General features: G+C 69.5%; 11 protein-coding genes. 6 read left to right on the top strand and 5 right to left on the bottom strand.

Annotation, left to right across the window (positions count from 1 at the left end):
* Positions 1-388: DUF4190 domain-containing protein (locus AWC18_RS00335; protein ID WP_133054963.1), on the top strand; the 388-nt coding region annotated here is incomplete at its 5' end.
* 41 nt (positions 389-429) lie between these two features.
* Here the strand turns inward: AWC18_RS00335 and AWC18_RS00330 are convergent.
* On the bottom strand, positions 430-1,401 hold the full coding sequence (locus tag AWC18_RS00330) for an HpcH/HpaI aldolase/citrate lyase family protein (RefSeq protein ID WP_064997954.1): 972 nt from the start codon (positions 1,399-1,401) through the stop codon (positions 430-432).
* A gap of 24 nt (positions 1,402-1,425) precedes the next feature.
* Here AWC18_RS00330 and AWC18_RS00325 point away from each other — a divergent pair, with 24 nt between their 5' ends.
* From AWC18_RS00325 to AWC18_RS00310, 4 genes are all read left to right on the top strand, one after another.
* Entirely contained in the window at positions 1,426-2,724 is a 1,299-nt protein-coding gene (locus tag AWC18_RS00325; RefSeq protein WP_064997955.1) for a magnesium transporter MgtE N-terminal domain-containing protein, read from the top strand.
* Entirely contained in the window at positions 2,721-3,242 is a 522-nt protein-coding gene (locus tag AWC18_RS00320) for a DUF1003 domain-containing protein (protein ID WP_064997956.1), read from the top strand. The genes AWC18_RS00325 and AWC18_RS00320 overlap by 4 nt, the downstream gene beginning before the upstream one ends.
* A 100-nt stretch (positions 3,243-3,342) precedes the next feature.
* Positions 3,343-4,746, top strand: a complete 1,404-nt coding sequence (locus tag AWC18_RS00315) for a lytic transglycosylase domain-containing protein (RefSeq protein ID WP_064997957.1) — start codon at positions 3,343-3,345, stop codon at positions 4,744-4,746.
* A gap of 49 nt (positions 4,747-4,795) precedes the next feature.
* Positions 4,796-5,950, top strand: coding sequence for an Mrp/NBP35 family ATP-binding protein (locus AWC18_RS00310; protein WP_064997958.1), 1,155 nt, complete (start codon positions 4,796-4,798; stop codon positions 5,948-5,950).
* 28 nt (positions 5,951-5,978) lie between these two features.
* On the opposite strand, the gene tatB is transcribed toward AWC18_RS00310, so the two are convergent.
* The 4 genes from tatB to sigE form a co-directional block, all read right to left on the bottom strand.
* Positions 5,979-6,362 (bottom strand): Sec-independent protein translocase protein TatB, encoded by a 384-nt coding sequence (gene tatB / locus AWC18_RS00305; RefSeq protein WP_064997959.1) that lies wholly within the window; start codon positions 6,360-6,362, stop codon positions 5,979-5,981.
* A gap of 12 nt (positions 6,363-6,374) precedes the next feature.
* Positions 6,375-7,874, bottom strand: a complete 1,500-nt coding sequence (htrA, locus tag AWC18_RS00300; RefSeq protein WP_085136953.1) for a serine protease HtrA — start codon at positions 7,872-7,874, stop codon at positions 6,375-6,377.
* Positions 7,875-7,961: 87 nt separating this feature from the next.
* A complete protein-coding gene (rseA, locus tag AWC18_RS00295) occupies positions 7,962-8,369 on the bottom strand; it encodes an anti-sigma E factor RseA (RefSeq protein WP_064997961.1) in 408 nt (135 codons plus the stop codon).
* Between the two features lie 115 nt (positions 8,370-8,484).
* The gene (sigE, locus tag AWC18_RS00290; RefSeq protein ID WP_082961093.1) at positions 8,485-9,264 is read right to left on the bottom strand and encodes an RNA polymerase sigma factor SigE; all 780 of its coding nucleotides are present in this window, start codon (positions 9,262-9,264) and stop codon (positions 8,485-8,487) included.
* Positions 9,265-9,456: 192 nt separating this feature from the next.
* Between sigE and AWC18_RS00285 the strand changes: the two genes are divergently transcribed.
* On the top strand, positions 9,457-10,122 hold the full coding sequence (locus AWC18_RS00285; RefSeq protein ID WP_064997963.1) for an O-methyltransferase: 666 nt from the start codon (positions 9,457-9,459) through the stop codon (positions 10,120-10,122).
* The last annotated feature ends 169 nt before the right edge of the window (positions 10,123-10,291 follow it).

Raw genomic sequence — 10,291 nt, 5'->3', positions numbered from 1 at the left:
TCCCTACCTGCCCCCCGGCGGCTATCTGCCGCCCGCATCGCCCGCCCCGGGCGAATACCCGGGCTCTGGCGCCCCGCCCGGCTATCCCCCGCCGGGTTATGGCAATCCCCCCGGTTACCAGGGCTACGGCACGCCGTATCCGAGCAGCTACTTCAATCCGGGGCAGGCGCAGAAGACCAACGTCTTGGCGGTCAGCTCCCTGGTGGTGTCGCTGCTCGGCCTGGTGTTCTGGCCGCTGGGGGTGGCCGGTGTCATCCTGGGCGGCGTGGCGTTGAGCCAGATCAGGTCAACCGGCGAAGCCGGCCACGGCATGGCGGTGGCCGGGACCGCGATAGGCGGTGTCGCCGTGACCCTCTCGATCATTCTCGCGATGATCACCCTGAGCTAGGCGATGGTCGCTGCCCAGCCCCGAACCGGGGCTGCCGCCCGCTAGTCCGAGGACGGCGGCGTGAACGGCGGTGCCTCACGGCGCATTCCGGCCGCCCGGCCCTTGCCCGCCACCACCAAGGCCATCTTGCGGCTGGCCTCGTCGAGCATCTCGTCGCCGAGCATCACCGCGCCGCGGGCTCCGCCGGCCTGCGAGGTGTGCCACGCATAGGCTTCCAGGATCAGCTCAGCGTGGTCGTACTCGGATTGACGCGGGCTGAAGATCTCGTTGCCCGCCGCGATCTGGTCGGGATGCAGCACCCACTTGCCGTCGTAACCGAGCGCAGCCGAGCGACCGGCCACCCGCCGAAACGCGTCGACATCACGCACTTTCAGATACGGCCCGTCGATGGCCGCCACCCCGTGGGCGCGCGCCGCCACCAGGATCGTCATCAACACATGGTGGTAGGCGTCGCCCTCGGTATAACCCTCCGGCTGCTCGCCGACCTCCAGGGTGCGGGTGTTGAGGCTCGCCATCAGGTCGGCCGGACCGAGCACCAGCGCCTGCACCCGGGGCGCCGCGGCGATCGCGTTGATATTCGTCAGGCCGCGAGCATCCTCGATCTGGACGTCGATGCCGATCTGGCCGACCGGCAGCCCGTGGATGGTCTCCAGCTGGGTCAGCAACAGATCGAGTGCCTGCACATGCGAGGCGTCAGACACCTTCGGCAGCACGATCACATCCAGGCGGGCGCCGACCGCGCCGACCGCCGAGACCACCTCGATCAGGTCGGCATGGGTCCACGGTGTGGTCCAGTCGTTGACCCGCACCCCGAGCAGCGGCGCCGTCCAGTCCCGCGCGGTGAGCGCTTGGGCGACCAGGGTCCGGGCCTGCTCCTTTGCCGCCGGCGCGACGGCGTCCTCCAAATCGAGGAATACCTCATCTGCGGAAAGTCCCTTGGCCTTGTCGATCATCTTCTGGCTGCTGCCAGGCACCGACAGGCAGGTACGGCGGGGGCGATACACGTTGGTCACCTAAATACTCCTACCCTTTCAACCATGGCGTCGAGCAACAGGGTTTACGCAGCGCGTCTTGCGCGACTGCTCGTGCTGGGCCCGTTCGGCGAATCCGTCGGCCGGGTCCGCGATGTGGTGGTCAGCCTCAGCATCGTGCGTCAGCAGCCGCGTGTCTTGGGACTCGTAGTCGAACTGCCCACCCGCAGACGCATCTTCGTGCCGATTCTGCGGGTCGCGTCGATCGAACCCAATGCGGTCACCCTCAACACCGGGTCGGTGTCACTGCGCAAGTTCAAGCAACGGCCCGGCGAAGCACTCGTTCTCGGTCAGGTCCTCGACACCAAGGTCCGCGTCACCGACCCGGAGCTGCCCGAGCTGGCCGGCGTCGATGTGACCATCACCGACCTGGCCATCGAGCAGACCCGCACCCGCGACTGGCTGGTGACCCGGGTCGCGGTGCGGCACTCCCGGCGGTTGGGCCGGCGCGCCGCCGTGCACATCGTGGACTGGCACCACATCCAGGGCCTGACCCCGTCCGCGCTGGCGATGCCGGGACAGGGCGTGGCGCAGCTGCTGCAGCAGTTCGAGGGCTGGCGGCCGATCGAGGTCGCCGACGCCATCCGCGAGCTGCCGCCCAAGCGCCGCTACGAGGTGTTCAAGGCGCTGGACAACGCCCGCTTGGCCGACATCCTGCAGGAGCTGCCCGAAGAACGTCAGGCCGTCGTGCTGGCCCAGTTGGGCACCGACCGGGCTGCCGACGTGCTGGAGGAGATGGACCCCGACGACGCCGCCGACCTGCTGGGTGTGATGAACCCCGCCGAGGCCGAGACGTTGCTGGCGCGGATGGACCCCGACGACTCCGACCCGGTGCGCCGGCTGCTGGAGCACTCCCCCAACACCGCCGGGGGCCTGATGACCACCGATCCGGTGGTGCTGACCGCCGACACCTCGGTCGCCGAGGCGCTGGCCCGCGTGCGCGACCCCGACCTGACTCCGGCGCTGTCGTCGCTGGTTTTCGTGACGCGGGCCCCCACCGCCACCCCGACGGGGCGCTACCTGGGCTCCGTCCCCCTGCAGCGGCTGCTGCGGGTGCCACCGGCCGAGCTCATCGGCGGGTTCGTCGACTCCGACCTGCCGGCATTGAACCCGGACGTGTCCCTGGCGGAGCTGACCCGCTACTTCGCCGCATACAACCTGGTCTGCGGCCCGGTGCTCGACGAGCAGAACCACCTGCTGGGCGCGGTGACAGTCGACGACGTGCTGGACCACCTGCTGCCCGACGACTGGCGTGAGACCCCCGAGCCAGACCTTGGGCCGAAACTGGCCGGGAGGCAGTCGTGACCGACCGCCCCGCATCGCAGCGGCTCTCCACGCCCCGCACCTCGCGGCTGCCCAGCCTGAACCTGGACCCCGACGCGCTGGGCCGGTTCACCGAGTCGGTGGCGCGGTTCTTCGGCACCGGGCGCTACCTGGCCATTCAGACCGTGATCGTGGTGGCCTGGATCCTGCTGAACGTCTACGCGTTCCGGCTGCAGTGGGACCCCTACCCATTCATCCTGCTCAACCTGGCCTTTTCCACCCAGGCCGCCTACGCGGCCCCGCTGATCCTGCTGGCCCAGAACCGGCAGGAGAACCGCGACCGGGTCAGTCTGGACGAGGACCGCCGCCGCGCCGCGCAGACCAAAGCCGACACCGAGTACCTGGCCCGGGAGCTGGCGTCGCTGCGCCTGGCGGTGGGCGAGGTCGCCACTCGCGACTACCTGCACCATGAGCTGGAGCGGCTCCGGGAGCTTCTGGAGGCCCTGCGTCCCGAACCCGATACCGCCACCGAGTCCGCACCCCGGCACCCTGACAGGTGACGCGGACCGGATAACGACCATCGACAGGGCCGCGGTTGGGTATGGTGACCTAGTTCACGAAGCCCGAGCGGTTTCTCCACAGCGGACTAGGGACGGACGAGTGCCAACAGGGGGCGGCGCACCGGAACGCGTGTCCCGCACTGCCAAGTGGCGGCGGGCGGCCCGATCGGCCCTGCGGCCGGCCTTCGGCCTGGCCTTCATCACCCCGTTGGTGTTTGCCGGAGCCGTGGGTGCCACTCCCCGCTCGTCGACCGCGCTGCCGTTGCGCAACTCCGCGGTCACTCACTTGGCTTCGGTGCACACGCCCGGCCACTCCTCGGGCCCCTCCGTCGTCGCGGTGCGGCGCCCACAGCCGAATCTGCACGTGGCCGCCGGTGCGCCGTCGGCGCCACCGGCCGCCGTCGTCTATGCGCCGGGCACCTTGGGGATCCCCAAGACGGCGCTGGCGGCCTACCGCAACGCCGAGCAGCAGATGGCGGTTGCCGCGCCCGACTGTGGGGTCAGCTGGAACCTGCTGGCCGGGATCGGACGTATCGAATCGGGGCACGCCAACGGTGGGGCCACCGACGCGCGCGGCAACGCGCTGCAGCCCATCTACGGGCCGGCACTGGACGGCACCCTGCCGGGAAACGAAGTCATCGTGGCCAGCAGCGCCCCCGGCCGGGTGGTCTATGCCCGCGCCCTGGGCCCCATGCAGTTCCTGCCGGGAACGTGGTCGCGGTACGCCGCTGACGGCGACGGCGATGGTCGGGCGGACCCGCAGAACATCTACGACGCGACGCTGGCGGCAGCGCGGTACCTGTGCAGCGGCGGGTTGAACCTGCGCGAACAGTCGCAGGTCCTGACGGCGATCCTGCGCTACAACAACTCGATGGCCTACGCCGAGAACGTCATGGGGTGGGCGGCGGCCTACGCCACCGGGGTGGCGCCCGTCGATCTGCCGCCCATCGTGGGCCCCGCACCGCCGATCGCGGACCTTCATCTGGAGCACCTGGAACATCCGGAAGGGCTCGGGCCGGAGTCACTGAGCCTGCATGGGATGTCTCGGCTCGATCACCCGGCCGAATCGTCCCTGATCGACCTGGGTCAGCAGAGCTTGGAGACCCAGTTGGCGAACCTGCCCTGGCTGCCACCGTGGATGACCGCCAACGAACCGCAGCAGCAGCCACTGCCGCGTCCCTCTGCGGCCTGCCGGATGATCTGTCTGGAGCCGCAGGCTGTGCCGGGCCCCGAAGCGGCGCCCAACGGCTTCCCGCCGGCTCCGATGGCACCCAACGGCTTCCCGCCGGCCCCCATGGCGCCCAACGGCCTCCCGCCTGCGCCGATGGCACCCAACGGCCTGCCGCCGGCCCCGTTTGCTCCACCGGACGCCCCGCCGGCCCCGCCCGCGCCGATGCCGGCCTATGCCGTCGCACCGGCGCCGCCGGACGTACCGGGCGCGCCACCATCACCGGCGCCTGCCGGTACACCGCAGAACGGGCCGCAGGCCGTCCCGCCGGCCTGACGTATCTCCCAGGAAAAGGCCCTGCCGTACTGGCCTAGACTCGATTGCGATGTCCGAGAATCAGGATGACACCGCAGCCCTGCACGACGCCATCTACGCAGCGTTGGGCACCGTGCTCGACCCCGACATTCGGCGTCCGATCACCGATCTGGGCATGGTCAAAAGCATCGAGATCGCGGACGACCGCAGTGTCCACGTCACGATCTACTTGACGATCGCCGGCTGTCCGATGAAAGCCGAGATCACCAACAACGTGACCACGGCGATCAGCGACGTGCCCGGCACCGGACCCGTGAAGGTCAGCCTGGATGTCTTCAGCGACGAGCAGCGGGCCGAGCTGCGCAAACAGCTGCGGGGCGACACCCCAGAGCCGGTTATCCCGTTCGCCCAGCCGGGGTCGCTGACCAAGGTGTACGCGATCGCGTCCGGCAAGGGCGGGGTCGGCAAGTCGAGTGTGACGGTCAATCTCGCGGTCGCCCTGGCCGAGCGGGGTCTGTCCGTCGGGGTGCTCGACGCCGACATCTACGGCCACTCGGTACCCCGGATGATGGGCGTCACCGCGCTGCCCACGCAGGTCGACTCGATGATCATGCCGCCGATCGGCTACGGCGTGAAGGTGATCTCGATCGCGATGTTCACCCAGGGCAACACCCCGGTGGTGTGGCGGGGCCCGATGCTGCACCGGGCATTGCAGCAGTTCCTGGCCGACGTCTACTGGGGCGACCTGGACGTGCTGCTGCTGGATCTGCCACCGGGCACCGGCGACATCGCGATCTCAGTGGCCCAGTTGGTGCCCTCAGCGGAGATCCTGGTGGTGACCACTCCGCAGCTGGCTGCCGCGGAGGTTGCCGAGCGGGCCGGGGCGATCGCCCTGCAGACCCGCCAGCAGGTGGTCGGGGTGGTGGAGAACATGGCCGGCCTGGCCATGCCCGACGGCTCCACCATGCATCTGTTCGGCGAGGGCGGCGGCGAGCGGGTTGCCGAGCGGCTGACCCGGGCGATGGGCCGTGACGTGCCGTTGCTGGGCCAGGTGCCGATCGACAGCGAGATGGTGACCGGCGGCGACTCCGGATCCCCGGTCGTGCTCTCGCCGGACTCGGCCGCGGGCAAGGAGCTGCGCCGGATCGCCGAGCAGCTGGCCGGCCGCCGACGCGGACTGGTGGGGATGTCGCTGGGGCTGGACACCGGCGGCTCGCGCCGCTGAACCGGCCTGGCGGCTGCCGCGCGGGGGTCTAGGTGGCGTCGGTGTCGAAGGGAGCCGGGGCGCCCGGCTCGGGCACCACCGCCGGTATCGGCGGCATCGGACGGGGATCCGCGGCCAGCGCACCCACCGCGGTGAACAGCGAGTCGTCGCCGTCGAGCAGGTGCCGGGTCAGGGCCGCGCGCGGTGTCATGCCACGCAACTTCTGCAGTTCACTCAGCGGAGCCCGCAGGTCATCGAACTCCGGACCGATTTCGTCGCGCAGCTGCTCGGTGGCGTTGCTGACGTAGTCACGGGCCTGGCGTAGCGCACCAGCGGTCCACCGGATAGCTCCCGGCAACCGCTCCGGGCCCAGGATCACCAACCCGAGCACCACCAGGACCAGCATCTCGCCCCAGCCGACATTGGCAAACATCGAGTCGGGCTTCTAACTGTCCGGGGTGGGGGTCACCATCAGCGTAACGTTGCGCCCGTCCCGAACCACCTCGACGGGCGCTTCCTGGCCGATGGTCAGGTTGCGGACCGCCACCACGAACTCGTTGGCGTCGGCGACGCTGCGGTCGCCGATCTTGACCACCACGTCGTTCTCGAGCATGCCGCCCTTCTCCGCGGCGCTGCCCACCTTGACGTTGGCGATCTGCGCGCCGGAGGCGATGGCGTTGCTGACCGAGCGGGCGCTCACCCCCAGCGTGGGGTGCACGATCTTGCCGTCCTTGATCAGCGCCTCGGCCACGACCTTCATCTCGTTGACCGGGATCGCGAATCCCAGACCGCTGGCGCTGTCGGACAACGACTTTCCGGCGGTGTTGATTCCGACCAGCTGGGCATCCATGTCGATCAGCGCACCGCCGGAGTTGCCGTGGTTGATCGAGGCGTCGGTCTGGACCGCGTCGATCACGGTGTCGGTGTCGGAGTCGTCTCCGGACAGCGGCACCGGCCGGTGCACGGCACTGATGATGCCGTGGGTCACGGTGCTGCGCAGGCCCAGCGGAGCTCCCGCTGCGATCACTTCGTCGCCGACCCGGATCTTGTCGGAGTCACCGAGCCGGGCCACCGACAGATTGTCGACGTTGTCGACCTTGAGCACGGCCAGGTCGGTCTTCGGGTCGCGGCCGACCAGGTTGGCCAGCACCTCTTTGCCGTCGTTGAACACCACCGTGGTCTTGAACTTGCTGGGGTTGTTGGCGGCTTCGGAGATGACGTGGTTGTTGGTGACGATGTAGCCCTTGCCGTCGATGACCACGCCCGAGCCCTGCATGCCCTGGTCGTCGCTGACGGACTCGATGGTCACCACGGAGTTGGCGATGGCCTCGGCCACCTTGGCGAATCGTCCGGCCGGCTCCTCGGCGTTGCCCTTGGTGGACAGCGTCACCTTCGACGTCGTGAAGGCCTGCACGACCTGCGCGGTGGTACGTCCGACCCAGCCGCCCACCAAGCCGATCGCCAGCGCGATCGCGGCCAGCGTGGCCAGTGCACGGTAGGAGATCCGGTCGCCGAACAGCACGTCGCGCACGCCCAGGCGACCGCCCAGGTCCCCGGCGGTCCGCGGAGCGGGCGGGACCACGGCCGGCGCGCCCAGCGCGGCACCGGCGGCGGGGTCACGCCACGGGTCACCGGTGTCTTCCAGCCCCTCTGGTTTGCCGTTGCGGTTGAGAGCGCCGGCGTCGGCGGGATGACGCTGCAACGAGGGGCCGGTGCCGTAAGGACGGCTGAATGCCTCCTTGAGCACCGGGTCCGGCGGCAGGTCACGCGGTGTGAACTCGCCCTGCTCGCGGTACTTCTTGGGCCGTATCTCAGCGGGAATGAAAGAACCGGACACTCCGGCAGGCCGGCCGAAAGCCTTCTTGGACGCCTGGTCCACGGGGGGCCGGTAGACGGGTCGCGGAGCCAAGCGGTTACCGCCGGCGTTCTCGTTGTTGGAGCTCACCTATTCCTCTTCCGGGTCCAGCCCTGGGGCGCTTCCAGGCTCCGCGAGCACGCCATCACCGGGCGCTCGCGCCGCTGGAGATCCACCTTACCGACGTTTGCGGCGTTCTTGAGCTTTGCCGTCGTCGAACCGGGCCGGCACGGGCCGGGTGGGCTCGTCCGGCGCACACTCGGGCGGGGACTCGGGGATCTGGGCCAGCAGGCCCAGCAGCGCGGAGGGGATCCGGATCGGATGCGAATCGCGCAGAGCCGAGCGTGCCCGACTCTGGTATTCCACTTCGGCCGCGCAGTCGGGACACAGCGACAGGTGGTGCGCGGCGCGCAGGTGGGCGTTCATCCGCAGCTCGCCGTCCACGTAGGCGGCGATCGCCTCACTGCAGAGATGCTCGGTGGAGCCGAACTGCCGCGGGGCACCGACCGGCGCGTCACTCTGGGAGGCGAACTGAGCGGGCAGCCAGGAGAACGCGCGACGGAAAACACCTCCGCGGTCCGTCACACCGGACTCCTCTCCCACGCACCCAGATCGGCATTCGCTCGGGCCAAAATAAAGGCCCAATAAGAATGTAGCGCGATACCGCCCGCAGGCGTGGAAACCGGCCGTCGAGCCGAGGTCAGCCGGTCGCTGCAGCGCCGTCACGCTGCGCGGTCCGGGCGGCCAGATAGTCCCGCAGCGCCTGCCGGCCCCGGTGAATACGGCTGCGCACAGTGCCCAGCTTCACCCCGAGGGTGGCTCCGACTTCCTCGTAGGACAGACCTTCGATGTCGCACAGTACGACCGCGGCCCGAAACTCCGGCGCCAATGAGTCCAGCGCCGCCTGCAGGTCGGGATCCAGCCGCGCGTCGTGGTAGATCTGCTCGGGGTCCGGCTCATCGGCGGGCACCCGGTCGTAATCCTCGGGAAGTGCCTCCATGCGGACGCGACCCCGCCGGCGCACCATGTCCAGGAACAGGTTGGTGGTGATGCGGTGCAGCCAGCCTTCGAAAGTTCCCGGCTGGTAGTTGTGCACCGAGCGGAACACGCGAATAAAGGTCTCTTGGGTGAGATCCTCTGCGTCTTGCTGGTTTCCGGAGAGTCGGTATGCCAGCCGGTAGACCCGGTCGGCGTGCTGGCGCACCAGTTCGTCCCACGACGGCATGGCCGCGAGGTCTCCGGTGGCGTCGAACACCGCAGTGCCCTGCGGCTCCTCGGACGGTTCAACCCAGTCGGTTTCGGTGTAGCGGTCCGAGTGGGTGGTCGGATGCGACATGGCGACCGGGGGCAGCAAAGTGGTTATGGCGACGTCCTCTGGTCCAGGGCCGCCGTCCGGCGACGGCAGCGCACTATCGCGGTCAACGCGCGACGGGCCCCTCGTATTCCGAGCGTCTCGAGGCCGGTTCATACCTCGTTCCATGCGGATACCGTTGCCTATCGCTGTATGCCCGCTCTGTGCTGTAACTGAACACCGACTGTGAACCTGTGTTCGAATACCCCGCGCACTGCGGTTATGCGGCCAGGTAACAGTTCGGACACGGCCCCCGCCCCGGGCGTGTCGGGCGGGCGCGCCGGTGCGCGGGCCGCCAGGGCGGTGTCCTACGCTGCGGACATGGCCAGCACCGACGACACTTCCGGGGAGCCGCCGCGCAGTCGAGCCGACGCTCTGTTGGCGCACGCCGAGGACTCCATGACCGAGGACGCGGTCTTGGCGGCCGCCCGCGACCGGGCCGGTGAGATCGGCGTCGCGTCGATCAGCGCCGCGGTCGGCGCGCTGCTGAGCCTGCTGACCAAGCTCAGCGGCGGCAAAGCGGTGGTCGAGGTGGGCACCGGGGCCGGAGTCAGCGGACTGTGGCTGCTCTCGGGCATGGGCGAAGACGGTGTGCTGACCACGATCGACATCGAGCCCGAGCATCAGCGCACCGCCAAGCAGGCGTTCAGCGACGCCGGTATCGGACCCGGGCGGACCCGCTTCATCAGCGGGCGCGCCCAAGAGGTGCTGACCCGTCTGGCCGACGAGTCCTACGACCTGGTGTTCATCGACGCCGATCCGATCGACCAACCCGGCTACGTGCCGGAAGCCGTGCGGTTGCTGCGGCCCGGTGGCGTGGTCGTGCTGCACCGCGCCGCCCTGGGCGGGCGGGCCGGCGATCCGACGGCCAACGACGCCGAGGTGATCGCGGTGCGCGAAGCCGCCCGGCTGATCGCTGAGGATGAGCGGCTGACCCCGGCGCTGATTCCGCTGGGAGACGGCCTGCTGGCCGCCGTCCGCGACTAGTCCGTATTCCCAGATCCCCCGCGAATCCCCCGCTCATCCCCTGCCCCCCGCGAGCGTGCGTGTTGGTACGCGACACACCGCGGTCTGGCGTACAAACACTCAGTGTCAGGGTGACAGGTGCCGCTGTGCGGTGGTTGGGTTCTTCTCACCCGGTGTCTGACTCTTGCAA

Source organism: Mycolicibacter nonchromogenicus (assembly GCF_002101775.1).
GTDB classification, from domain to species: Bacteria; Actinomycetota; Actinomycetes; order Mycobacteriales; family Mycobacteriaceae; genus Mycobacterium; species Mycobacterium nonchromogenicum.
This window is presented reverse-complemented; position numbering and strand designations above follow the sequence as displayed.

What these genes read in the sequence shown, in the direction of transcription:
- AWC18_RS00310 (WP_064997958.1), top strand. Translation starts at nt 4,796, where the DNA reads ATGTCCGAGAATCAGGATGACACCGCAGCCCTGCACGACGCCATCTAC.
- AWC18_RS00325 (WP_064997955.1), top strand. Translation starts at nt 1,426, where the DNA reads ATGGCGTCGAGCAACAGGGTTTACGCAGCGCGTCTTGCGCGACTGCTC.
- tatB (WP_064997959.1), bottom strand. Translation starts at nt 6,362, where the DNA reads ATGTTTGCCAATGTCGGCTGGGGCGAGATGCTGGTCCTGGTGGTGCTC.
- AWC18_RS00285 (WP_064997963.1), top strand. Translation starts at nt 9,457, where the DNA reads ATGGCCAGCACCGACGACACTTCCGGGGAGCCGCCGCGCAGTCGAGCC.
- sigE (WP_082961093.1), bottom strand. Translation starts at nt 9,264, where the DNA reads ATGGAACGAGGTATGAACCGGCCTCGAGACGCTCGGAATACGAGGGGC.